This window comes from Leisingera aquaemixtae (assembly GCF_001458395.1).
In the GTDB taxonomy this organism is placed as follows: domain Bacteria; phylum Pseudomonadota; class Alphaproteobacteria; order Rhodobacterales; family Rhodobacteraceae; genus Leisingera; species Leisingera aquaemixtae.
On sequence record NZ_CYSR01000018.1, the window covers coordinates 37,534 to 61,224 of the forward strand.

Annotated in this window: 24 protein-coding genes, 1 tRNA gene and 1 pseudogene; 10 read left to right on the forward strand and 16 right to left on the reverse strand. The window is 65.2% G+C overall.

Going from position 1 to position 23,691, the window contains the following annotated elements; translation table 11 throughout:
- Positions 1-40: 40 nt before the first annotated feature.
- Genes PHA8399_RS07865 through PHA8399_RS07875 form a run of 3 tightly spaced genes read left to right on the forward strand, consistent with a single transcriptional unit; the run spans position 41 to position 3,379 of the window.
- Positions 41-1,273, forward strand: coding sequence for an amino acid ABC transporter permease (locus PHA8399_RS07865; RefSeq protein WP_058285612.1), 1,233 nt, complete (start codon positions 41-43; stop codon positions 1,271-1,273).
- A 3-nt stretch (positions 1,274-1,276) separates the two neighbouring features.
- The gene (locus tag PHA8399_RS07870) at positions 1,277-2,575 is read left to right on the forward strand and encodes an amino acid ABC transporter permease (protein WP_058285613.1); all 1,299 of its coding nucleotides are present in this window, start codon (positions 1,277-1,279) and stop codon (positions 2,573-2,575) included.
- A gap of 12 nt (positions 2,576-2,587) precedes the next feature.
- Positions 2,588-3,379 (forward strand): amino acid ABC transporter ATP-binding protein, encoded by a 792-nt coding sequence (locus PHA8399_RS07875; RefSeq protein WP_058285614.1) that lies wholly within the window; start codon positions 2,588-2,590, stop codon positions 3,377-3,379.
- Positions 3,380-3,471: 92 nt separating this feature from the next.
- On the opposite strand, the gene PHA8399_RS07880 is transcribed toward PHA8399_RS07875, so the two are convergent.
- From PHA8399_RS07880 to argB, 5 genes are all read right to left on the reverse strand, one after another.
- Positions 3,472-3,927, reverse strand: coding sequence for a DUF411 domain-containing protein (locus PHA8399_RS07880; protein WP_058285615.1), 456 nt, complete (start codon positions 3,925-3,927; stop codon positions 3,472-3,474).
- Positions 3,928-4,040: 113 nt separating this feature from the next.
- Positions 4,041-4,538, reverse strand: a complete 498-nt coding sequence (locus tag PHA8399_RS07885; RefSeq protein ID WP_058285616.1) for a SixA phosphatase family protein — start codon at positions 4,536-4,538, stop codon at positions 4,041-4,043.
- A complete protein-coding gene (locus PHA8399_RS07890; protein ID WP_145977005.1) occupies positions 4,535-5,245 on the reverse strand; it encodes a ferredoxin in 711 nt (236 codons plus the stop codon). Before PHA8399_RS07890 ends, PHA8399_RS07885 begins: the two co-directional genes overlap by 4 nt.
- A 99-nt stretch (positions 5,246-5,344) precedes the next feature.
- On the reverse strand, positions 5,345-6,139 hold the full coding sequence (locus PHA8399_RS07895) for a sterol desaturase family protein (protein ID WP_058285617.1): 795 nt from the start codon (positions 6,137-6,139) through the stop codon (positions 5,345-5,347).
- Positions 6,140-6,301: 162 nt separating this feature from the next.
- Complete coding sequence (gene argB, locus PHA8399_RS07900; protein ID WP_058285618.1) at positions 6,302-7,162, reverse strand: acetylglutamate kinase; 861 nt, start codon at positions 7,160-7,162, stop codon at positions 6,302-6,304.
- A gap of 134 nt (positions 7,163-7,296) precedes the next feature.
- Here argB and PHA8399_RS07905 point away from each other — a divergent pair, with 134 nt between their 5' ends.
- Positions 7,297-8,025: an SDR family NAD(P)-dependent oxidoreductase gene (locus PHA8399_RS07905; protein WP_058285619.1), complete on the forward strand. Its 729-nt coding sequence runs from the start codon at positions 7,297-7,299 to the stop codon at positions 8,023-8,025.
- 143 nt (positions 8,026-8,168) lie between these two features.
- Here the strand turns inward: PHA8399_RS07905 and PHA8399_RS07910 are convergent, their stop codons facing one another.
- The 7 genes from PHA8399_RS07910 to ttcA all read right to left on the reverse strand — a co-directional run bounded on the left by PHA8399_RS07910 (position 8,169) and on the right by ttcA (position 15,840).
- Entirely contained in the window at positions 8,169-9,566 is a 1,398-nt protein-coding gene (locus PHA8399_RS07910; RefSeq protein ID WP_058285620.1) for a PepSY-associated TM helix domain-containing protein, read from the reverse strand.
- A 71-nt stretch (positions 9,567-9,637) separates the two neighbouring features.
- On the reverse strand, positions 9,638-10,003 hold the full coding sequence (locus tag PHA8399_RS07915; protein ID WP_082649493.1) for a DUF2946 family protein: 366 nt from the start codon (positions 10,001-10,003) through the stop codon (positions 9,638-9,640).
- Positions 10,004-10,006: 3 nt separating this feature from the next.
- Complete coding sequence (gene yihA, locus PHA8399_RS07920) at positions 10,007-10,654, reverse strand: ribosome biogenesis GTP-binding protein YihA/YsxC (protein ID WP_058285621.1); 648 nt, start codon at positions 10,652-10,654, stop codon at positions 10,007-10,009.
- On the reverse strand, positions 10,654-11,409 hold the full coding sequence (locus PHA8399_RS07925) for an MOSC domain-containing protein (protein ID WP_058285622.1): 756 nt from the start codon (positions 11,407-11,409) through the stop codon (positions 10,654-10,656). The genes yihA and PHA8399_RS07925 overlap by 1 nt, the downstream gene beginning before the upstream one ends.
- Positions 11,406-13,208 carry a membrane protein insertase YidC gene (gene yidC, locus PHA8399_RS07930; protein WP_058285623.1) on the reverse strand — a complete coding sequence of 601 codons (1,803 nt, stop codon included), beginning with the start codon at positions 13,206-13,208 and terminating at the stop codon, positions 11,406-11,408. Before yidC ends, PHA8399_RS07925 begins: the two co-directional genes overlap by 4 nt.
- A gap of 133 nt (positions 13,209-13,341) precedes the next feature.
- Positions 13,342-14,886, reverse strand: coding sequence for a putative bifunctional diguanylate cyclase/phosphodiesterase (locus PHA8399_RS07935; RefSeq protein WP_058285624.1), 1,545 nt, complete (start codon positions 14,884-14,886; stop codon positions 13,342-13,344).
- 66 nt (positions 14,887-14,952) lie between these two features.
- Complete coding sequence (gene ttcA, locus PHA8399_RS07940) at positions 14,953-15,840, reverse strand: tRNA 2-thiocytidine(32) synthetase TtcA (protein ID WP_058285625.1); 888 nt, start codon at positions 15,838-15,840, stop codon at positions 14,953-14,955.
- 120 nt (positions 15,841-15,960) lie between these two features.
- On the opposite strand from ttcA, the gene PHA8399_RS07945 reads away from it, so the two are divergent.
- Entirely contained in the window at positions 15,961-16,497 is a 537-nt protein-coding gene (locus tag PHA8399_RS07945; protein WP_027244883.1) for a hypothetical protein, read from the forward strand.
- Positions 16,498-16,499: 2 nt separating this feature from the next.
- On the opposite strand, the gene yidD is transcribed toward PHA8399_RS07945, so the two are convergent.
- The 3 genes from yidD to rpmH all read right to left on the reverse strand — a co-directional run bounded on the left by yidD (position 16,500) and on the right by rpmH (position 17,468).
- Positions 16,500-16,730 (reverse strand): membrane protein insertion efficiency factor YidD, encoded by a 231-nt coding sequence (gene yidD, locus PHA8399_RS07950; protein ID WP_058285626.1) that lies wholly within the window; start codon positions 16,728-16,730, stop codon positions 16,500-16,502.
- A 154-nt stretch (positions 16,731-16,884) separates the two neighbouring features.
- Positions 16,885-17,310 carry a ribonuclease P protein component gene (gene rnpA, locus PHA8399_RS07955; RefSeq protein WP_058285627.1) on the reverse strand — a complete coding sequence of 142 codons (426 nt, stop codon included), beginning with the start codon at positions 17,308-17,310 and terminating at the stop codon, positions 16,885-16,887.
- 23 nt (positions 17,311-17,333) lie between these two features.
- A complete protein-coding gene (rpmH, locus tag PHA8399_RS07960) occupies positions 17,334-17,468 on the reverse strand; it encodes a 50S ribosomal protein L34 (protein ID WP_008554144.1) in 135 nt (44 codons plus the stop codon).
- A 331-nt stretch (positions 17,469-17,799) separates the two neighbouring features.
- On the opposite strand from rpmH, the gene PHA8399_RS07965 reads away from it, so the two are divergent.
- The 4 genes from PHA8399_RS07965 (at position 17,800) to PHA8399_RS07980 (ending at position 21,562) form a co-directional block, all read left to right on the forward strand.
- Entirely contained in the window at positions 17,800-18,564 is a 765-nt protein-coding gene (locus tag PHA8399_RS07965; protein ID WP_058285628.1) for a TVP38/TMEM64 family protein, read from the forward strand.
- A 2-nt stretch (positions 18,565-18,566) separates the two neighbouring features.
- Complete coding sequence (locus PHA8399_RS07970) at positions 18,567-19,985, forward strand: dihydrolipoyl dehydrogenase family protein (protein WP_058285629.1); 1,419 nt, start codon at positions 18,567-18,569, stop codon at positions 19,983-19,985.
- Between the two features lie 15 nt (positions 19,986-20,000).
- Entirely contained in the window at positions 20,001-21,386 is a 1,386-nt protein-coding gene (locus tag PHA8399_RS07975) for a sensor histidine kinase (protein WP_058285630.1), read from the forward strand.
- 99 nt (positions 21,387-21,485) lie between these two features.
- Positions 21,486-21,562: transfer RNA gene (locus PHA8399_RS07980), tRNA-Arg, on the forward strand.
- 651 nt (positions 21,563-22,213) lie between these two features.
- Here the strand turns inward: PHA8399_RS07980 and PHA8399_RS07985 are convergent.
- Positions 22,214-22,738 (reverse strand): TetR/AcrR family transcriptional regulator, encoded by a 525-nt coding sequence (locus PHA8399_RS07985; protein WP_058285631.1) that lies wholly within the window; start codon positions 22,736-22,738, stop codon positions 22,214-22,216.
- A 450-nt stretch (positions 22,739-23,188) separates the two neighbouring features.
- Between PHA8399_RS07985 and PHA8399_RS07990 the strand changes: the two are divergent.
- Positions 23,189-23,691: pseudogene (locus tag PHA8399_RS07990) on the forward strand (DDE-type integrase/transposase/recombinase); the annotation flags it as partial.

The following is a 23,691-nucleotide window of genomic DNA, read 5'->3' on the forward strand; positions in this document are numbered from 1 at the left end:
GCCGCCAGGACAAAGAACCGGAGCCAGGGGATCACAATACATGTCAACGCTTACTGACCCGCCGAACGAAGGTTTTCGGCTGTCTATGCTCATTAACGATACCCGCTACCGTTCCCTGACGTTTCAGGTGATTGCGGCGATCGTTCTGGCCCTGTGCATCTGGTATCTGGGCAACAACCTGATCCAGAACCTGCGGGCTGCGGGGCTCAATATTTCCTACTCATTCCTTGGCGACTCGGCCGGGTACGACATCAACCAGCGCCTGGTTGAATACGACAGCCAGTCCAGCCACGCCCGCGCGGCGCTGGTCGGTGTGCTGAACACCCTGCTGGTGGCCTTCCTGGCCTGTATCACCGCTACCGTCTTCGGGGTGGTCGCAGGGGTGCTGAGGCTCTCCAACAACTGGCTCGTCTCCAAGCTGATGGCGGTCTACGTGGAGATCTTCCGCAACATTCCGGTGCTGATCTGGATCATCATCATCTTCACCATCATGACGGCGGTGCTGCCGGGGCCGCGGGAGTTCCGCGGCGACGATCCGTCGGCAAGCATGCTGTTTGACGCCTTTGCCTTCACCAACCGCGGGATCTACACGCCGCTGCCCTGGTTCCAGAACGGGATCTTTGAGAGCACCGCAATGAACTGGCTGCTGATCCTGGCCGGGTTTGCCCTGTCCTGGGGGGTGGTGCATCAGATCAACGTCTGGGCCAGCCGCAAGCAGGAAGCCACCGGTGTCCGCCCCAAGACCCTGCTGCCGGTCCTCGCAGCCTGGCTGGTGCCGTTCCTGGCGCTGACCATGATCATGGGGCTGACCTGGGAATATCCTGAGCTGAAGGGCTTCAACTTCACTGGCGGCATCAAGGTCGGCGGCCCGCTGATCGCGCTGTGGTTTGCGCTGTCGATCTACACCGGCGCCTTTATCGCGGAAAACGTCCGGGCCGGCATCCAGGCGGTGTCCAAGGGCCAGACCGAAGCCGCGGCGGCGCTGGGCCTGCGCCCGCGCCGGGTGATGAACCTGGTGGTTCTGCCGCAGGCGCTGCGGGTGATCATCCCGCCGCTGATCTCGCAGTTCCTCAACATCACCAAGAACTCCTCGCTCGCCATCGCCGTGGGCTATGCGGATATCACCGCAACCCTTGGCGGCATCACCCTGAACCAGACCGGCCGCGCCATCGAGTGCGTGCTGCTCCTGATGCTGTTCTACCTGACCGCCTCGCTGGTGATCTCGATGGTGATGAACGTCTACAACGCATCTGTGAAGCTGAAGGAGCGCTGAGACATGAGCGATACACACGCACAAACCGTCGCCTTTGTCCGCGAAACCCAGATCCCGCCGGCCCCGCCGCCGGCGTCGGAAACCGGTGTGGTGAAATGGCTGCGCGAGAACCTGTTCTCCAACGCCGCGAACTCCGCGCTGACCATCGCGGCGCTGGCGGTGATCTACATGGTGCTGCAAAACACCCTGCCGTGGATTTTGAACGGGGTCTGGACCACCAGCTCGCTGGCTGAATGCCGCGAAATTCTGCAGGGCAAGACCGGGGCCTGTTTCTCGGTGCTGACCGAGCGCTGGAACCAGCTTCTGTACGGTTTCAAATATCCCTCTGATGCCTATTGGCGTCCGAACCTGGCCCTGGTTCTGCTGCTGTTTGCAGCCGCGCCGGTGCTGTTTTTCGATCTGCCGCGCAAGCTGCTGATCTTCACTGCCATCTACCCGTTCCTGGCCTTCTGGCTGATCTGGGGCGGCACGCTGATGGTGCCGGTGGTGGCGCTGCTGGGCTTTGCGGCGGCTGCGGCCGTGTTCCAGACCTTCAGCAAGAGCAGCTTTGCGATAGCCTTCTTCGGCGCAATCGCAGCGGCCTTTGCGGTCTGGATCCTCGGCGGGCTGCTGATCCCCGAAGGGGCGTCGGAAAACGCCTGGCTCGCCCCGGTGCCCTCGCGCGATCTGGGCGGCTTCATGCTGAACCTGATGCTGGGGGTGACCTGCGTGTCGCTGTCGCTGCCCTTGGGCATCGCGCTGGCGCTGGGCCGCCAGTCGGACATGCCGCTGATCAAGTGGATGTGCGTGATCTTCATCGAGTTCGTGCGCGGCGTGCCGCTGATCACCCTGCTGTTCGTGGCATCGGTGATGCTGGCCTACTTCTTCCCGCCGGAAAGCACGGTGGACCTGTTCCTGCGCGTGGTGATCATGATCACCATGTTCTCGGCGGCCTATATCGCCGAGGTGATCCGCGGCGGTCTCGCCGCGCTTCCGAAGGGGCAGTATGAAGCGGCGGACAGCCTGGGCCTGGATTATGCGCAGGCAATGCGGCTGATCATCCTGCCGCAGGCGCTGAAGATCTCCATCCCGGGCATCGTGAACGTGGCCGTGGGCCTGTTCAAGGACACCACCCTGGTTTCGGTCATCTCGATGTTCGACCTGGTGGGCATGATCCGCGGCCCGATCCTCGCCTCCACCGAGTGGAACGGGGTCTATTGGGAGCTTCTGGGCTTTGCCGCGCTTCTGTTCTTCGTCGTCTGCTACGGCATTTCTCAATACTCACAGTGGCTTGAGCGCCGTCTCGCCACCGACCACCGTTAAGGAGTTCAACACATGTCTGAACTTATGTCCGACCGCGAAATCGACCGCTCCAAGATGCAGGTGAGCGACGAGGTCGCCATTGAAATCTCCAACATGAACAAGTGGTACGGGTCCTTCCACGTGCTGCGCGACATCAATCTGACCGTCAACCAGGGCGAGCGGATCGTGATCGCGGGCCCGTCGGGCTCCGGCAAATCCACCCTGATCCGCTGCCTGAACGCGCTGGAAGAGCACCAGCAGGGCAGGATCGTGGTGGACGGCACCGAGCTGTCCAACGACCTCAAGAACATCGACAAGATCCGGTCCGAGGTCGGGATGGTGTTCCAGCACTTCAACCTGTTCCCGCATCTGACCATCCTGGAGAATTGCACCCTGGCGCCGATCTGGGTCCGCAAGACGCCCAAGAAAGAGGCCGAGGAGCGGGCGATGCACTTCCTGGAGAAGGTCAAGATCCCGGAGCAGGCCGATAAGTACCCCGGCCAGCTGTCGGGCGGCCAGCAGCAGCGTGTGGCGATCGCGCGCTCGCTGTGCATGATGCCGCGTATCATGCTGTTCGATGAACCGACATCGGCGCTCGACCCGGAGATGATCAAGGAGGTGCTCGACACCATGATCGAACTGGCCGAGGAAGGCATGACCATGCTGTGCGTGACCCACGAGATGGGCTTTGCCCGTCAGGTGGCGAACCGGGTGATCTTCATGGACGCAGGCCAGATCGTCGAACAGAACGAGCCGGAAGAGTTCTTCAACAACCCGAAAAGCGACCGCACCAAGCTGTTCCTCAGCCAGATCCTAGGTCACTGAGGGCCGCAGCGGCGGCGGGCGGAACCGCCCCGCCGGGCAAAACAGAAAGGCCGGGCAGTGCGCCCGGCCTTTTTCCGTTCCGGCTGTCCGGATCAGGAATGGCTCGCGAAGACCTCGGTGGTGCCATCGGCGAGGACCAGCAGGGTATCGAACGCCTCGCGCTCGTCTCCCATCTCCATGCCCGGCGAGCCGACCGGCATTCCCGGCACGGTCAGCCCCAGCGCCGCCGGTTGTTCCGCCAGCAGCCGCTGGATGTCCGCCGCGGGCACATGGCCCTCGATCACGTAAGAGCCGGCCATCGCTGTGTGGCAGGACGCCAGATCGCCGCCGACGCCCAGCCGCTCCTTCATGGCCCACAGCTCCTCGTCGCCTACATTGCGCACCTCGGTGGTGAAACCGGCGGCGGCCAGGCGGTCGGCCCAGGCGGTGCAGCAGCCGCAGGTGGGCGACTTCATGATGCGGATGGTGGTCTCCGCTTCCGCGGCAAAGCCCGGCAGGGCGGCGAAGGGCAGGGCGGCTGCGGCCAGCAGCAGGGTACGGCGGTGCATGGGTCTTCTCCAATCCTCGCGGGGGCGTGTTTCCGGCCCGGAATATAGGTCTGCCCGCGCCGCCCTGCCAGAGGCCTCCGGCGCGGGATGCGCCAGAATGACGCAGGCGCCGGCTACTCGCCCAGCAGCTCCCGCGGGACGGCGAAATCAATGGCCTTGCCGCTGCTCCAGCTCAGATCCTTCCAGCTGCCGATATCGAACTCCGCCACCAGGGTTGCGCCGGTCGGGTAGTCGTCAAAGCGGGCATGGTCCGGCGGGTTGGCCACGATGGAGTGGGCAAAGGCGGCGATGCCGGGATTATGGGCGATCAGCATCACGCGGCGATGCTCGGCCTGGCTCAGCACCTTGAACAGGATGTCCGAATTGGCGTGGTACAGCCGCTCGGTAAAGGCCGCGGGCACCCCCAGCTCCATCAGCTCATAGGTTTCGCGGGTGCGCCGGGAAGAGGAGGAGATCACCTGATCCGGCAGATAGCCGTTGCCGCGCAGCCAGTCGGCAATGACCGGGGCGGAGCGGCGGCCCCGCTTGTTCAGCGGGCGGGCGTGGTCGCTGGGGACACTGGTGTCCCAGGCGGATTTGGCGTGGCGGGTCAGGATCAGGGTGCAGGTCATTGCGGGTGAAAATGCCTCATGTGATGTGCGGTTTGGTCAGCCGCCCGGCCGGCGGTGCGGCTTAGCGGGCAGGCGCGGCGGGCCAGGCAGCCGCCGGTCATGCAGCCGGCGCCTGCGCTGGTATCAAGATAGTCATGGCAGGCCGCCAGATCGTAGGGTCCCCCGTCCGCCAGCGCCGCCGCCGGGCAGGCGGTCAGGCAGGGACGGGAGCGGCAGCTGTGGCAGGGCGACTCTGCCAAAGGGGGAGGGGGGATGTCAAATTCCGGTTTGAAATGAAGGGCCCCCCGCAAAGAAATCATCAGTCCGGCCTGATCATGCACCATCATCTGTGACGGCGATGTGAAGAACCGCCCCGTGGCCAGCGCCCAGTTGATGAAGGGCGTATAGGGCGGCCCGCCAAAGGGGTAATGGGCGCCGCCGCCCAGGGTCTCTGCCAGCGATCCGATCACCCGCTGCGACCAGCGGTCCACCGGGTCAGGCCGGCCGTCGCTGTATTCCGGGGTGGCGGTGAAGCGCGGCCAGAACGCCTTGTCCGTGCCCAGCAGCACCAGGGTGCCGCCCGCCAGCGCCTTGACAGGCTGGCGCCGCGGATGCAGCGCGCCGAAAACCGCAAGCCCGGCCTGTGCGGCCGCCGCTTCGATCCGCGTATAAAACGGAGTGTCCCGGGCGGGGGCGTCCGGCAGGTCTGTCAGGGTCATAAGCGGCATCCGGTCCGGTGGCATGGGGCGAGCCTAGCAGCGCGGCAGCCCCTTCCGGAGCGCAAAAACGCCGCGCAACCGCCTGCCGGCGTCTTCCTGCCGCCCGGCTCAGCGGCGGCGGAACGGCAGCATCAGGCTCCAGCCCAGCCGCGCCGGCCGCCCGTCTTGCCACTGCAGCCCCACGGTCATGCCGTCATGCCCCTGGCCGGGCTGCGCGGTGTAGGTGCCAAAGATCCGGTCCCAGGCCGACAGGGCAAAGCCGTAGTTGCTGTCATGCTCGCTGCGGCGGATGGAATGATGCACCCGGTGCATGTCCGGCGTCACCAGCAGCAGCCGCAGCAGCGCGTCCGCCCTGCGGGGCAGCGCCAGGTTGGCATGGTTGAACAGCGCGGTGCCGTTCAGCAGAATCTCAAACAGCACCACTGCCAGGGCCGAAGGCCCCAGCAGATAGACCAGCCCGATCTTCAGCAGCATCGACAGCGCGATCTCGACCGGGTGAAAGCGGACCGCGGTGGTCACATCCATGTCGCGGTCGGCATGATGCACCCGGTGCAGCCGCCACAACAGCGGCACCTTATGGGTGATCAGATGCTGCAGCCAGATCGCAAAATCCAGCACCAGCACCGCCAGCAGCCCCTCCACCCAGCCGGGCCAGCGCACCGCATTCAGCAGCCCCCAGCCATGCTCTGCCGCATCCAGCGCCGCGCCAATGGCGAGCAGGGGCAGCCCCGCCGCCAGCGCCCGCAGGGTCAGCGTGTTCAGGATGGAGATCGACAGGTTCGCGGGCCAGCGCCGCCGCCGCGGCAGGCTGCGGGCGCGGCGCGGCGCCCAGGCCTCTGCCGCCGCAAACAGCGCAAACAGCCCCAGGAAGGCCGCAAGGCGGATCAGGGTTTCATGCTCCATAGATGCAGCGAGGCGCATATGGCAGCAAAAAGCAACTGTGTTGCGCGGAGCGGGCGCTGCGCAGCACGGATCCCCTGTTCTTCTGGCTGAAAATATCCCGGGGTGAATTGGCCCAGGGGGCCAAGAGGGGCAGCGCCCCTCAGTCCCCCTGCAACAGCCGCCTCAGGCGCGGATCATCGAGCCCGCGCCGTGGTCGGTGTAAAGCTCCAGCAGCACCGCGTTCTGCACCCGCCCATCGACGATGGTGCAGGCGCGCACGCCGTTCCGCACTGCGTCCAGCGCGGTTTCGGTCTTGGGGATCATGCCGCCCGCGATTACGCCGCTGGCGGTCATCTCCTCGACATCCGCCGCCTTCAGCTCTGTCACCACGTCGCCATCGGCATTCTTGACGCCCGCCACATCGGTCAGCAGCAGCAGCCGGTCGGCGGTCAACGCCTTGGCGATGGCGCCGGCGGCGGTGTCGCCGTTGATGTTGTAGGTCTCGCCGTCGCGGCCGCCGCCGATTGGGGCGATGACCGGGATCATGTTCTTTTCAAACAGGCCGTACAGCACCTTGGGGTCCATCTCGGCCGGTGCGCCGACAAAGCCCAGGTCCGGATCGGCCTGATCGCAGATGATGAGGTTCGCGTCCTTGCCCGACAGCCCCACCGCGCGGCCGCCCTGGCGGTTGATCGCCTGCACGATGCGCTTGTTGACGACGCCGGACAGCACCATCTCCACCACTTCCATGGTGGCCGCGTCGGTGACACGCTTGCCGTTCACGAACTCCGACTTGATCTGCAGCTTTTCCAGCATCGCGTTGATCATCGGCCCGCCGCCATGCACGATCACCGGATTGACGCCCACCTGGCGCATCAGCACGATGTCGCGGGCGAAAGTGTCCATCGCCTCATCGCTGCCCATGGCGTGGCCGCCCAGCTTGATGACGACAATGGCCCCGGCAAAGCGCTGGAAATAGGGCAGCGCGCTGGAGAGAGTTTCGGCGGTGGCAATCCAATCGCGGTTCATATCTTGTTTCTTCATTGCTGCATCATCCCTTGGCCCCGATGTGTTACGGGGTTCCGGCGCCGCTGCCAAGGGTTGCGTTTGGCGCACCCCGTTGCGGATCGCGGCTCGGGTGCTAGTCTCAGGCCAGATTCTCACACAAGGAGGGCGCCATGCGCCAGAAGACTTTGCTGCTGACCGGCGCCAGCCGCGGCATCGGCCATGCCACCGTGCGCCGCTTCAACGCGGAGGGCTGGCGGGTGATCACCTGCTCGCGCCAGCCGTTCCCGCAGGAATGCCCCTGGGGCGGCGGCCAGGAGAATCATGTGCAGCTGGACCTGTCGGACCCGTCGGACACGATCAACGCGGTGGGCCAGATCCAGGAGCTGCTGGACGGGCGGCTGGACGCGCTGGTCAACAACGCGGGCATCTCGCCCAAGGGGCCGGAGGGGGAGCGGCTCAATACGCTCAACACCGACCTGATGGACTGGGGCAAGGTGTTTCACGTGAACTTCTTTGCCTCGGTGGTGCTGGCCCGCGGCCTCAAGGAAGAGCTGGCGGCGGCGCAGGGCTCCGTCGTCAATGTGACCTCGATCGCGGGCAGCCGGGTGCATCCGTTCGCGGGTGCCGCCTATGCCACGTCGAAGGCGGCGCTGGCGGCGCTGACGCGGGAAATGGCGCATGACTTCGGGCCGATGGGGGTGCGGGTGAATGCGATTGCGCCGGGGGAGGTCGAGACCTCGATCCTGTCGCCCGGTACCGAAAAGATCGTCGCCAAGCTGCCGATGCAGCGGCTGGGCCAGCCGGAGGAGGTGGCGGCGGCGATCTACTTCCTGTGCTCCAAGGAAAGCTCTTATATCTCCGGCACCGAGATCGAGGTGAACGGCGCGCAGCACGTTTAAAGCCCGGGACAAGCGCGAAGCGCGCCGGGCAGCGCCCGACCCTCCCGTCACGCCAGAGGCGTGCTTGCAGCACGACGGGAGGGCGCTTTCGCACCCACCCAGGGTCGGGCGCTGCCCATCATTGATGTTGCGCTCTGGCGCGGTCAGCTCACAGCACGCTTCAGCACCGGCAGGTTGCCGAGCAGCAGCACGTCAAACGCCAGCACCGCCAGCAGCGTCAGGCCGGTCAGCGGGAAGGCCAGCGACACCAGCACGGCAATCAGCGCAGCCCCCTTCCAGAACGGCATCTCCGCCGGTTCCGGCGGCGCGGCGAGGCGCGCGGCACCGGCAGGGCGGCGCTTGACCCACATCACCAGGCCAGAGAGGCAGACAAAAATCACCGCGAGGCAAAACACCACGTTCAGCACGAAACTCCAGCTGCCCATCAGGCCCATGTGGAAGGGGATGCTGACGGCCATGGCTTTGCCCGCCCAGGAGTAGTCCTCGTATTTCACATCTGCCAGGATCCTGCCGCTGTACTGGTCCACATGCACGGTGCGGTCGATGAAGGGGCTGTCGCCGTCGCCGCTCATGCTGTCGCGGTTGAGGGTCCAGACACCGGTTTCGCCGCCGGGGTAGGCAAGGCGGAAGCGGCCCTCCATCCCCAAGGCACGGCCCAGGGCAATCAGGCTGGCAGCGTCAACGGGCGCGCCCTCGGTCACGCCGGTGATCCCTGCGTCCGAGCCGGAGGCGGGCATCGGGGTCTGCTCCAGCGCCCAGGGCACGTCGTTTGTGTGGCCGTGGTTCATGCTGGCGTGGATGTCATCGGACAGGGGCACGTTGTCCCATTTCGCAGCCGGGAAGGTGGACCACGCCTGCATGATCTGGCCGCCCCAAATGCCGGTCCACGACAGGCCCGAGATCAGGAACACCACCAGCAGCGCCGACATCCAGAAGCCGGTCACGGCGTGCAGGCTTTTCCACAGGGCGCGGCCACGGGCGCGGAAGTTCGGGACGAGGGCGCTGGCGGCGTTGCCGCGGGGCCACCACAGGTACAGCCCGGTCAGCACCAGCACGAGGCCCAAACCGGCGGAGATCTCGATCAGCCGGTCGCCAGTGTCGCCGATCAGCAGGGTGGAGTGGATGTTGTCGGCCAGGTCATACCAGCCGGCGCGGCGGTCCCAGACCTCGATCACCTCGCCGGTGTACTGGTTCAGGGCAACCAGGCGCTGGCCGTCATCGCTTTTCACGCGGAACACGGCGGCCAGACCGGGGGCCTTGGGGCCGATCCATTCGGCGATGGTGCCGGGCTGGGCGGCCAGAACGGCGGCCTCCTGCTCAGGGAGGCTCAGCGCGGCGGGGGCTGGGGTGACGGGGATCTTCTCGCCGTCGCGGCCGTCAACTTGCGTGATGAACATCATCATCAGGCCGGTCACTGCCAGCATGATCAGGAAGGGGATCACGAACAGGCCGGCGTAGAAGTGCCAGCGCCAGACGGCAAAGTAGAATTTATCGGTAAGCGGGCGCGATTGGCCCGCGGAATGCGGTTGGCTGGGTGCCATTGGGTCTCTCCGTACCGGAACAGGGCCGGACGCGCGGGGCGCCGGCGGAAATGTCAGAAGTGTTCAGAAGGTCAGGAGAGCGCGGGCGGGCCGCGGGCGTCATAGCGCCAGTGGAAACCGGCGGTGTGATGGGTGAACGCCTCGCGCGACCAGCGGTCTGTCAGCGGGGTCTCAAGGTTCAGGTCAAGCAGGCTGTCCGGCAGCAGCGCCACCGCGCCAAGGGCGGCAAAGGGGCAGCTGCGGTCCTCCATCTGTTCGGTAGGGGCGTGTCCGCCTTCGCCCTCCAGATCGACCCAGGTTTCCACCGTGCCGCTGCCGGTGCAGATCACCAGAAGCACCTTGCCGTCCTGCCCGGCGCCCGGCATCCAACCGGAGGGGATCAGCCCGGCCACGGCCAGGGCGATCACAACCAGATAAGAGGCGAGGCGGGCAATCACGGATCAGAGGCCGGCGATGATCGACCTGAGGGTCGGGATGCCGTCGCCCTTCTCGGACGAGGTCAGCACGATTTCCGGATAGGCCGCCGGGTGTCTGGCCAGCGCGCCGCGGACCTGCTCCAGCACCTTGGCGCGGTCCTTGTCCTTGACCTTGTCGGCCTTGGTCATCACGCATTGGAAGGTGACGGCGGAGCTGTCCAGCAGCTTCATGATGTCCTCGTCCACCTTCTTGACGCCATGGCGGCTGTCGATCAGCACAAAGGCGCGGCGCAGGTTCTGGCGGCCGGACAGATACTGCTTCAAGAGCTTCTGCCATTTCTCCACCACCGCCAGCGGCGCGTTGGCATAGCCGTAGCCCGGCAGGTCGACCAGATAGAGGTCGGGGCCTTGGGTGAAGAAGTTGATCTCCTGCGTGCGGCCCGGGGTGTTGGAGGCGCGCGCGATCCCCTTGGTGCCGGTCAGCGCGTTGATCAGGCTCGACTTGCCGACGTTGGAGCGGCCGGCAAAACAGACCTCCATCCGGTCGGCGCCGGGCAGGCCGTTCATAGCGACCACGCCTTTCAGGAACTCGGTCTCGCCCGCAAACAGCTTGCGGCCTTTTTCCAGGGAAATTTCGTCCGGCGCCTCGGCCAGGGGGAATTGCATCTGCATCACAGTACCTTCACCGCATCGCCGATGCGGACAGGGCCGCCGCGGACCACCTCGGCGTAGACCGAGAAGTCCTGATGGCCCCAGTTGTCTTTCAGGGTTTTCAGCGTGTCGGCGTCGCGTTCGCCGGTTTCGGGATTGGCGGTGGTCGCCAGGCAGCGGACCACCCGGTCGCGCACCGCAAGGACGGCCTCGCCGATCTGCACCTCGCGGCCCAGCCACTCGTTTTCGGCCCAGGCCTCGCCGAGGTCGAACCAGATGTTGCCGCGCCAGCGCAGCGGCGACAGCGGGTGGCCGATGGCCTGTTCCACCGCGCGGTGGGAGGCCCGGTTGCAGAGCGTTACCGAGGGGAACGCGCTGTCGGTCAGGCCGCGGCCCGGCACCCGCACGATATGGGAGGAGCCGGCCCGGTTTGCAGGCAGCAGCGGCTTTTCCCAGTCCAGGAACCGCGGCAGATCCGCGGGGTTTTCCGGGTCGAAGGTCAGATCGGGGCGGTCCGGGTGGGTCAGCGTCAGCTGGCCGGTGGCGTCGTCCAGCCGGGCATTGACCGCCATCAGCGCGGGCGCCTTGGCGCCGCGGGTGAAGTTCTGGCAAGGCACCCATTCGGAGCCATCCGCCTTGGACGCCTCATGCGCGACCGCCCAAACGCGGTCGCCGGGCATGGTCTGCCCGGCGCTCAGAGTTACGGTTTCCAGTGCCTCCCGCCCGTGTGATTTGAGCGGGTGGCGCCAGATTTCTGTGACCTCAGCGGGCCTCACTTCTCAGCCTTCGGCTTCTTCTTGAAGCTCGACTTGATGTTGCCGAACACGTCCGGCGAATAGCCATGGCTGCGCATGATCAGATACTGCTGGGTGAAGGTGATTGTGTTGTTGGCGATCCAGTAGACCACCAGGCCGGAGGCGAAGCCGCCGAGCATGAACATGAACACCCAGGGCATCCAGGCAAAGATCATCTGCTGGGTCGGGTCGGTGGGCGCCGGGTTCAGCTTCTGCTGCAGCCACATCGAGACACCCAGCAGGATTGGCAGGATGCCGATGAAGACCAGTGCCAGGATGCTTTCCGGGGCCGGGGCCGCGAAGGGCAGCAGGCCGAACAGGTTGAAGATCGAGGTCGGATCCGGCGCGCTGAGGTCCTGGAAGGGGCCGAAGAAGGGCGCGTGGCGCAGTTCCAGGGTGACGAAGATCACCTTGTAGAGCGAGAAGAAGATCGGGATCTGGATCAGGATCGGCAGGCAGCCCGCGGCGGGGTTCACCTTCTCCCGCTTGTAGAGCTCCATCATCTCCTTCTGCATCTTCTGGCGGTCGTCGCCGGCGCGCTCCTTGAGCTTCTCCATCTCCGGCTGAAGCTCTTTCATCTTCGCCATGGAGGCGTAGGATTTATAGGCCAGCGGGAACACCAGGATCTTGATCACCACGGTGAGGCCGATGATCGCCCAGCCCATGTTGCCGATCAGGACGTTCAGGTTGTGCAGGAGCCAGAACATCGGCTTGGTCAGGAAGAAGAACCAGCCCCAATCGATCACGTCCAGGAAGCCCTGGATGCCTGCTTTCTGATAGCCGCGGATGGTTTCCCATTCCTTGGCGCCGGCAAACAGCTGGGTGGTCACTTCGGACGACTGGCCGTCGGCGACGGTCACGGTCGGCAGCACGATGTCGGTCTGGTAGATCTCGCGGCGTTCGTCGAATTTGGCGATCGAGCGGAAGGCCTGGCCCGGCGCGGGGACCAGGGTCGACATCCAGTAATGGTCGGTAAAGCCGATCCAGCCGTTTTCGGCGACCTGGCGGACCTCTGCCTTGGAGCCGTCGCGCGCATCGGCTTCGAAATCGGCCATGTCGTCATAGTCGATCTCGGCCAGCTCGCCGTCGGACATGCCGACCAGGCCTTCGTGCAGGATGAAGAAGTTCTTCAGGTCGGCCGGCTGGCCATGGCGGGCCAGGGTGCCGTAGGGCGCCAGCGACACGGTGCCGCCGGAGGCGTTGGCAACCGACTGGGTGACCGAGAACATGTAGTCCTCGTCGACCGAGATGGTGCGCGAGAAGGTCAGGCCCTTGCCGTTGTCCCAGGTCAGGGTGACGGGGCTGTCCGGGGTCAGGGTGGCGTCTGCCCCGGCGCTCCAGACGGTGTTGGCGCCCGGCACGTCATCCAGCGACAGGCCCGAACCCGGAGCCCAGCCATAGAGCGCGTAATAGGCCTGGGCCTCGCCCACCGGCTTCAGCAGTTTGACGATCGGGGAATTCGCGTCCAGCGTCTCGCGGTAGTCCTTCAGCGACAGATCGTCGATCCGGCCGCCCTGCAGCGAGATGCTGCCGGTCACCCGCGGCGTGTCGATGGCCAGGCGCGCGGCCTGCGGCGCTTCGGCCTGGGCCGGGGCGCTGCTGTCCACAGCCTCCGCCGCGGCGCTGGGCGCCAGTGCGGTATCGCCTGCGGGGGCGGTTTCGCTGACCGCGGTTTCCGGCGCCTGTTCCGGTTCCGGCGGCGGGAAGAAGGTATACCACCCGAGGATCACCAGAAAGCTGAGTACGGTTGCGAGAATAAGATTTTTGTTCTGATCGTCCATTGGGGACTGCCACCTCGTGTAGGGAAGGACACGTGGGGTTCAACAGAGGTGGGCCGCAAAGGTCAAGCAGAATCGGGCCGCGCCGGGGCGGCAGAGCACCCCGGCGCGGTATAAAGTGCCCGGAAGTGTGCGGTCAGGGGGTCTGGCGGCCGATCACAGGCGTGTTCTGCAGTTTCGCCTCATGCGCGGCGATCCAGTCCAGCGTCTGCTCAAACGGCATCGGGCGGCCGATGCCGAAGCCCTGCACGTGGCCGCAGCCCAGCTGCGCCAGCAACGCGTGCTCGCCCGCGGTTTCCACCCCTTCGGCCAGGGTGTCCAGATCCAGCCGCTCTGCCATCGTCAGGATGGCGGAGATCAGTTTCTGCTGTTCCGGGTCCTGGTCGGCCTTCATCACAAAGGAGCGGTCGATCTTGATGCGGGAGATGTTGAACCGGCGCACTGCGGCGATCGAGGCGTGGCCGGTGCCGAAATCGTCGAGGTCGATGTGGCAGCCCAGGTCGCTGAGGGCGAGGATGTTGCGGGTGACCACGCCGTCGGGCTGATCGGTCATCACGGTTTCAAGGATCTCGACACACAGGCGGCTGGGGGGCAGTTCAAACCGCTCCAGCTCCCATTTGACGCGCCCGGCCAGCCCGGGGTTTCGCAGCTCCTGGGTGGCGAAGTTCACCCCGACGCAGGGCACGTTCACCCCGGCCGCGTCCCAGGCCTTGACCGCTACCAGGGCGTTGTAGAGCATCACCTGGCTGAGCCGGTCCATCAGCCCGGCCTCCTCCAGCGCGGGCAGGAAGGTGGAGGGCGGGATCAGCCCCTGCACCGGATGCGACCAGCGCGCCAGCGCCTCGAATCCCGAGACCCGGCCGGTGTCGGTGCAGATCTGCGGCTGGAACCAGGCCTGGATCTGGCCGGTTTCCAGCGCCGCCGCGGCCTCGTCGCGCAGGCTGGAGCGGGAGTTGCCGCGGCCCGACATATCCGCCGAATAGGCGCGGATTCCGCCGGAGCCGTTGCTTTGCGCCTCGGCCAGGGCAGCGATGGCGGCCCCGGTCCAGTCGGCGCCGGTTTTGCCCGGCGCCCGGTTGCGCTGGCAGAAGCCGATGGACGAGGTCATGTAAACCGTGGTGCCGTCCAGCGGCACCGGCTCCTCCGCGGCGGATTGAATCCGGCCCGCCAGCTGAATGCACAGCTCCAGGTCGAGCTGCAGGGTAGGGGCCAGGCAGATCGCGAACCGGCTGTCGCCGAGCCGGGCCACGACATCGTTCTGGCGCAGGGCAGAGGCGATCTGCGCGCCGCACTGCTGCATGATCCGGTCGCCCGCGTCCTGGCCGTGCCGGTCGGCCAGCTCCTTATAGTCGTCCAGATCCACGATGAAGACGGCCGAGCGCAAATCGGTATCGGCGCATTCGGCGTGGATGCGGGCGGTTTCCGCCTCGAATCCGTCGCGCAGCATCATGCCGGTGATGCTGTCGCGGGGACGGCCGCGGCCGCCGAGCTTGCTGAAGCCGCCGGTGGCGGCGAGCAGCACCGGCAGGCCTAGCGCCACCGACAGCAGCGCCACCTCGCCGCCGAGCCAGTAGGTGGCCAGCGTCAGCGCGGGCAGGAAAGCGAGCACGGGCGGCCCGAAAAGTGCGGGGGCAAGGGTTTGCCGGAGCCGTGCCAGGAGACCTGAACCCGTATTTGTCATTCTCAGACCCTTCGTCTGCAGCCAGTCGTTCCGGCCTGAGACTAAGGTGCTGTTCTAACCCGGGAGTTAACGCAGCTTGGGAATTTCGGAATTTTCCGGCTCAGCGCCGGAATTCTTCAGCTCCAGGCCGGCGAAATCGAACAGTTTCGGGTCCAGCAGATGCGACGGGCGCGCATTCATCAGCGCCCGGAACATCACCTGGCGGCGTCCGGGCGAATTTGATTCCCATTGGTCCAGGATCTGTTTCACCTGCTGGCGCTGCAGCCCGTCCTGGCTGCCGCAGAGGTCGCAGGGAATGATCGGATAGTTCATGGACCGCGCAAATTTCTCGCAATCGGCCTCTGCCACATGGGCCAGCGGGCGGAACACGAACAGGTCGCCCTCCTCATTGACCAGCTTGGGCGGCATGGTCGCCAGGCGGCCGCCGTGAAAGAGGTTCATGAAGAAGGTTTCCAGGATGTCATCCCGGTGATGGCCCAGCACAACCGCCGAGCAGCCTTCCTCGCGCGCGATGCGGTAGAGGTTGCCGCGGCGCAGGCGCGAGCACAGCGCGCAGTAGGTGCGCCCCTGCGGCACCTTGTCGACGACGATGGAATAGGTGTCCTGATACTCGATCCGGTGCGGCACGCCCATCTTTTCCAGGAACTCCGGCAGCACTGTCGCCGGGAAGCCCGGCTGGCCCTGATCGAGGTTGCAAGCCAAGAGATCGACGGGCAGGAGGCCGCGCCATTTCAGCTCGTATAGCACGGCCAGCAGGGTATAGCTGTCCTTGCCGCCCGACAGGCAGACCAGCCATTTCGGCGTGCTGCCGTCCTCGCGCCGCTCGACCATGCCGTATTGGTCGATGGCTTCACGCGCATAGCGCACGATGCGCTTCCTGAGCTTCTTGAACTCAGTGGTCGCGGGGGCGCCGGCAAACAGCGGATGGATTTCGTCCAGATCATCATCAAGCATGGGCGCGCCCTAGCCGAGCAGGGGCGTTTTGCCAAGGAAAAAAGGTGTGCAGCGCTAGGGGGCGGCGGCAAGGCGCGCTAAGCTGGAGCGATAAAGCGATTTGATCAGTGAGGGCATTTTATGAGCGAAGACAGCAAGGAGGCGCGGATTGTCCGCAAGGCCGTGGGCGAGGCGGAGGCCGGCCTGAAAGGGCTGGAGAAAGAGCTGCGCGGTGTGGTCAAGCAGTTCGAGAAGGGCGCGATGACGCCCGCCAAGGGCAAGGCCGCGGCGCAGAAGGTCACCGCTTTCATGAAGAAGCAGTCGCAGGTCACCAAGCTGCAGAACGCGCCGTTCTTTGGCGAGCTGCCCTTGGATGTGCAGGACGGCGTGACCTGGCTCGACAGCGTGGTGAATGAGCTGAACAACGTGCTGGGGCGGCTCGCCAGCGCGCTGAAGCTGATGCAGAAGAAGCCGGACAAGGACTACGGCATTCTGGTCAAGGCGTCCAAGGAACTGGAGAGCTATATCAGCCAGCCGCCAAAGGGCGTGGGCACGCTCTTGAAAGCGGCCAAGGCCGGGAAGGCGGCGGGCGATCCGATGATGGCCTTCCTGCCGTTCATCATCCTGATGTGGATGATCATCGACACTATCGCGCGCGGGCTGAACCGGAAGAAGTGAGATCAGTCCTTGCGGTCCGGTACGGGGTCATAGCCGTCGCCGCCGAAGGGGTGGCAGCGGCCGATGCGGCGGAGGGTGAGCCAGGCGCCTTTGACAGCGCCGTGTTTTTCCAGCGATTCCAGCGCGTAGGCAGAGCAGGTGGGCTGGTAGCGGCAGTTGAAGCCGACCCAGGGGCTGAACAGCAGCCGGTAGGCGCGCACAGGGACTGCGAGGATATGGGCCAGCGGGGTCATGGCGGATAAATAGGCAGAGTCGCTCGATATGGCAAATAGGACAGCGCCCGAGCCTGGGAGGGGGCGGAAGCGCCCTCCCGTGGGGAGGGTCGGGCGCTGTCCGGCCTGGCGGCCGGACGAGGCGCGTTCAGAAAGCCGGGAGTCCGTTGCAGCTTTATTGGCCGTGGATCTTCTTCAGCGCGTAGATCAGGTCACGCTTCAGCTCCTCGAAGGGGCGCTGGGCGGTCTCATCGGCGCGGCCGATCAGCACGTAATCCCAGCCGGGGCGGCCATGCACAGGCAGAATCATCCGCGCGGCCTCGCGCAGGCGGCGCTTGGCGCGGTTGCGGGCCACCGCGTTGCCGACTTTCTTGGAGCAGGTGAAGCCCAGGCGGATGCCGCCGCCATCCTGGCGGTTGCGGCCCTGCACCATCATGCCCTTGGTGCCCTGCTTCAGGGCAGGGGGGCGGGCGCAGGCAAGGAAATCACGGCGCTTGGCCATGACCTCAAGCTTGGTCGCATCCGATGCGCAAACGGACACCGCCGGAGGCGTGTCCCCGCGGGCAGCGTTGCCGTCCTTGGGGGCCTCCGGCGGTGTCATGTCCGTCAGAACGGGAACTGAGCTTATGCGCTCAGTTCTTTGCGGCCGCGGGCGCGGCGTGCGTTCAGGATCTTGCGGCCTGCTTTGGTGGCCATGCGCGCACGGAAGCCGTGGCGGCGTTTGCGAACCAGGTTCGAAGGCTGATAGGTGCGTTTCATCGCTCCGGTCTCCACATTTATGTCTACGGGTACGGCGCGGAATCGCCCGCCCGGGGTCTATCTCGAAGCCCGGTCTTTAGGAGGGAATGACGGCCAAGTCAAACCCTGCAGGCCGCCTTTTCCGGGCAATATGCAACATTTCTGCCAAAAACTGCCCCGGAACGGCCAGTCCGGACGCCGCGGCTGTAACATGGGACCGGTGATTCTGCCACAAAGCTCACGAAATCCGGATCTGTGTTCAAGCACCTGTGAAGCGGGGCTGCTTGGCCTCGCACAGCGGCCATTTAACACGTAGCACAAACCCTGCAGCAACCACGGACCGAAAAGCGATATGACCGAGACCCCGAATTCCGACCCGCAAGCTGGATCAAAGCCCGGCCTGGCGCGCCACCTGCCGCTGATTGCAGTGGCGGCTGTGGCGCTGATCGGGGCGGTGACGCTGAAGGACTATCTGACGTTTGACACGCTGCGCGACAACCGCGAGGCGCTGATGGCGTTCCGGGATCAGAATTACCTGGGGCTGGTGGCGCTGTTCATGGGGCTTTACATTGTCATCGTGGTGTTTTCGCTGCCCGGTGCGGCTGTGGCCTCGGTGACGGGCGGCTTTCTGTTCGGGCTGGCGGCGGGCACGGTGTTCAATGTGGTCTCTGCCACCATCGGCGCGGCGGGCATCTTTCTGGCCGCGCGCATGGGGCTGGGGGCGATGCTGACCGCCAGGATCGAAGCCGCCGAGGGCCGGGTGCAGATGCTGAAACAGGCGCTGCGGGAAAACGAGGTCGAGGTGCTGCTGCTGCTGCGGCTGGTGCCGGCGGTGCCGTTCTTTGTGGCCAACCTGCTGCCGGCGCTGGTGGGGGTGAAGTTCCGCAACTTCCTGTGGACCACCGCGGCGGGGATCATCCCGGGCGCCATCGTCTTTACCTGGATCGGCGTGGGCGTCGGGTCTGTCTTTGACCGCGGCGGGGATCCGGACCTGAGCCTGCTGTGGGAGCCGCATGTGATCGGGCCGATCCTGGGCTTGTGCGCGCTGGCGGCGATGCCGATCCTGGTCAAGGCGGTGCGTGGCAACCTGCGCGGCCGCAAGAAAAAGGACAGCTGAACATGAACCGTATCAAATGCGATCTTCTGGTCATCGGTGCCGGATCGGGGGGCTTGTCGGTGGCTGCGGGGGCCAGCCAGATGGGTGCCGATGTGGTGCTGCTGGAGGGCCACAAGATGGGCGGCGACTGTCTGAACTACGGCTGCGTGCCCTCCAAGGCGCTGCTGGCCAGCGCCAAGGCCGCCTATGGCCAGGCGCATACCGCGGCGTTCGGGGTGGCGGATCAGCGTCCGCAGCCGGATTATGCCGCTGCCAAGGATCATGTGCATCAGGTGATCGGAACCATCGCGCCGGTCGACAGCCAGGAGCGGTTCGAGGGCCTGGGGGTGCGGGTGATCCGGGAGTTCGGCCATTTCGTCTCCCCCGAGGAGGTGGAGGCCGGGCCGTACCGCATCACCGCGCGCCGGATCGTCATTGCCACCGGATCCTCGCCCCTGGTGCCGCCGGTGCCGGGTCTGGACAAGGTGCCGTTTGAGACCAACGAGACCCTGTTCGATCTCCGCGAAAGGCCCGCGCATCTCTTGATCATCGGCGGCGGCCCGATCGGGATGGAGATGGCGCAGGCGCATGTGCGGCTGGGCAGCAAGGTCACCGTGATCGAAGGGCAGAAGGCGCTGGGCAAGGATGATCCGGAGGCCGCGGCGCTGGTGCTGGAGAGCCTGCGCGCAGAGGGCGTGGAGATTGCCGAGGGCGCCATGGTCTCCCGTGTTGGCGGCCAGGCCGGTGCGATTGAGGTCGAGACCAAGGACGGCAGCAAGTTTCACGGCACCCATCTGCTGATGGCGGTGGGGCGCAAGGCCAACACCGACCGGCTGAACCTGGAGGCTGCGGGGATCGAGACCCAGGGCGGCGGCATCAAGGTGGACGAGAGCCTGCTGACCACCAAAAAGCGCGTCTATGCCATTGGCGACGTGGCCGGCGGGCTGCAGTTCACCCATGTGGCGGGCTACCACGCCAGCGTCATCATCCGCTCCGCGCTGTTCGGGCTGCCGTCCAAGGCCAAGACCAGCCATATCCCCTGGGCGACCTATACCGATCCGGAGCTGGCGCAGGTCGGGCTGACCGAGGCGCAGGCGCGCGACCGGTACGGGGTGAAGCTGGAGGTGGTGCGCTTTGATTATGAGCATAACGACCGCGCCACCGCCGAACGCAAGACCAAAGGGTTCATAAAAGTGATGGTTTCCGGCGGACGTCCCGTCGGCGCCACTATTGCGGGCCATCAGGCCGGAGAGCTCATCAGCCTGTGGTCCATGGCACTGGCCAACCGCCTGAAAATGAGCCAGATTGCAGCCATGGTTGCGCCTTATCCTTCCTTCGGCGAGATTAACAAACGGGCGGCGGGAGCGTATTTTTCCCCGCGGCTGTTTGAAAGCAGTTGGGTGAAACGCGCGGTGCACCTGGTTCAGCGCTGGATTCCATGAGGTAAGGGCGGCGGGATGCTCAACACGCTTTCGGGCAGATTTCTGGTCCTGACCACGGTGTTCGTAATGCTGGCCGAAGTGCTGATCTTTGTCCCGTCGATTGCCCGGTTCCGCATGGATTACCTGTCGGACCGGCTGGAGCGGGCGCAGATCGCGTCGCTGGCGCTCTTGGCTGATGACATGCTGGACACCGAGCTGGAAGCGGAGCTGCTGGAGAACGCGGGCGTCTACAACGTGGTGCTGCGCCGCGATGAGATCCGCCAGCTGATGCTGGCTTCGCCGATCCCGCGGCAGATCACCGGCACCTATGATCTGCGCATGGCCGGGGCGCTGACGCTGATCAAGGACGCGGTGCTGCGGCTGGCCACGCCGGAAAATGAGATCATCCGGGTGATCGGCGCGCCGGTGCGCGATGCCGGCCTGCTGATCGAGGTCACCATCGAGACCGCGCCCCTGCGCCAGGCCATGCTGGACTACGGGGTGCGGATCCTGATCCTGTCGGCGGTGATCTCCATCTTCACCGCGCTGTTGCTGTTTGTCGCGGTGCGGATCGTGCTGGTGAAGCCGATCAAGAGCGTGGTCGGCCACATGCAGCGCTATGCGGCCGCGCCCGAGGATGCGCGCGGCATCATCCACCCCAGCTCCGGCGTGGTGGAGCTGCGCGAGGCGGAAGAGGCGCTGATGCAGCTGCAGACCGAGCTGACCCATGCGCTCAAACAGCGCGAGCGGCTGGCGCAGCTGGGCGGTGCGGTGGCCAAGGTGAGCCATGATCTGCGCAACATCCTGACTTCGGCGCAGCTGTTCACCGACCGGATCGAGCGCAGCGAAGACCCGCTGGTGCGCCGCCTGGCGCCCAAGCTGGTGAATTCCATCACCCGCGCGGTCTCGCTGTGCGAGGGCACGCTGGCCTTTGGCCGGGCGGAGGAGCCCTCGCCGACCTTTGCGGTGGTTTGCCTGCATGAAATCGTCGGCGACATCGCCGAAAGCGAGCTGCTGGCGGCCGGCAGTGCCGAGATCGGGATCATCAACACCGTGCCTGCGCCGATGATGCTGCGGGCCGATCCGGAGCAGCTGTTCCGCATCATCATGAACCTGGTGCGCAATGCCCGCCAGGCGATTGCCGCAACCGGGCAGCCCGGCACGGTGACGGTGGCCGCCCGCGAGACGGAAGGCGCCTGGTACATCACGGTGGCGGACACCGGCCCCGGCCTGCCGAAAAAGGCGCAGGACAATCTGTTCACCCCGTTCCAGGGCGGCGCCCGCAAGGGCGGCACCGGGCTGGGGCTGGCGATTGCCGGCGAGCTGGCCCGCGGCCACGGCGGCTCGGTGACGCTGACGCAGACCGGCCCCGCCGGCACGGTCTTCGAGATCTGCCTGCCCAAGGGCGATGGCACGATCTGAGGCGCTGGCGGCGGCGGGCGGTAATATGACAGGCGGATGAAACTATTTTTGCTTTTGGGGTTGCGCCTGTGGGATGCTATGGATAAACCCCGCCGCAGTGGACCGATAGCTCAGCTGGATAGAGTACTTGACTACGAATCAAGGGGTCGGGGGTTCGAATCCTCCTCGGTCCGCCACTTCCTTCTTGTCGAATGCCAAGCAAAACTGACCTTTCTGTCAGATTGCTGACCCAATTCCCATTTTCGGCTCGCGCGGCCCGTTTCGGTTGATCTGACCTCCTTCCGGAAAATCAGGGCTGATTTGCAGGGTCAGTCGGCGAAGCCGCCTGTTCCTGCTGATCTGCCACGTGGCGAACGCGGGAGGGGGCGAGGCAATGCTATTCGACAGGGTTGGTGCGGCCCGCAGGCGCAGCCGAGGACACGGCCCTGTCTAATAGGATTGCCCGAGGGGGAGGGCGGCGCCCTCCCCCTGACGACCGGCGGCGTTTGGCTTGTCCAAATCCCGCTGGCCCTAGAAAAGTGCGGCAGGTTCACTTGCCACCATTTCAGTCGTTCTTCAGAAATGCAGCGAAAGCTACGGAATGGCCCAGAACGCCGAATGCTTCGCCAGGCACGAGCTGCTGCGAAGCGCAGAAAGCGCCCTTTGCAAAGTCTTGGCTTCTGCCAGCTGGGCGGCGGTCCCACGCTGCATGAGCACCAAATGAAGCCGCCGTTCGCCGCAGGTGCAGCCGCCAACCACCTTCGAACGGTGTGCGGATGCGGACAATGCTGTCGTTCGATTTCGCTTTGCGTGTACGCAGAAAACTGTTCGAGCCGATGTGGTTATAACTATTCGAGCGAAACCCCGAGCGCGCGACCCAATCGCTTGGCGGCCTCGACGGCTTCATCACCGCGCAACGGCCAAGACTGGGTCAAGCCCTCAATGATCACGAGCAGTTCAGTTTCGGCCGCAACAAGGCCGGTTGCTGCCACCGCTTTTGACGCGACCTCCGCCTTGTGGCGCTCGAGAAGCCCGCGGAGTGGACCGCTGTTCGGGTCGGCCGCCAAGGCGGCATGAAACAGACATCCATGCGACGTCTCCGTCGCCATCCAGGTGCCGACCCTCGCGAGAATGGTGTTGATCGCTTCTTCGGTGCCCTTCGGCAAGCCATCGAAGACACGCGAGAGGTAACGCTGGTGCCGGTTCTCCAATGCAGCCAGAACCATGTCGGCCCGAGAGGGGGTGTATTTGTAGAGCGTGCGCAGGCTCACGCCGGCGGCATCGCGCAAGTCCTCAACGGAGGGCTCCGCGAAACCCCGGGCGGCGAAGGCGCGCTCAAGCCCGACGGATATTTTGCTCATCATGTCTACCATAGTTGACTGTGTAGAAGATGACACGACCCGCAACCATGAAAGCCGTCGTCCTTACCGGACATGGCGGTCTCGACAAGCTGGAATGGCGGGAGGATGTGCCGCTTCCCCAGCCGGACGTAAGAGAGGTCCTGATCCGCGTCGGCGCTTCTTCGGTAAACAATACAGACGTCAACACCCGGACAGGCTGGTATTCTAAGTCCGTTCGTGGCGGCACCAACTCGGCGGCTGCAGAAGGGTATGGTGGCACATCAGACGCCGATGGCGCGTGGTCCGGTGCCCTTAGTTTTCCTCGTATCCAAGCATCGTCGAACTTTTGGTGCGTTTTGTCGTCGATGTTTACCATCACCGGTCACACCGAGGGTTGGAATTTGCGACCCCTGCAGACACCTGGAATCGGCTGGAGCACAAGTTCGGGCATAGTCCGGCCAAGTCGGCCCATGTTCTGCGTCATACCGGCGGATCGGCGTGCTGCTTGAGCGAAAAGGCATGATCATGAACCACAAAAAGCTTTACCGCCTCTACCGGGAGGAGGGCCTTGCAGTGAAACGGCGGCGGGGGCGCAAACGCGCCCGGGGCTCGAGAACGCCGATGCCCGAAGCCACCCAGCCCAACCAGCGCTGGTCCCTGGATTTCCTGGCAGACAGCTTCGGCGCGTCGCGGAAGTTTCGCATCCTGGCCGTGAATGACGACTGCTGCCGGGAAAACCTGTGCCTGGCGGCAGACACCAGCATTTCAGGTGAGCGTGTTGCCCGGGAGCTGGACGCGCTCGTCCGGCTCTACGGAAAACCTGCTTGCATTGTCAGCGACAACGGCACGGAATTCACCAGCCGGACAATCCTGAAATGGGCCGACAGGAACGGCGTGGATTGGCATTACATCGACCCCGGAAAACCGCAGCAGAATGCCTTTATCGAGTCATTCAACGGCAGCCTGCGGGACGAGCTTCTCAATGA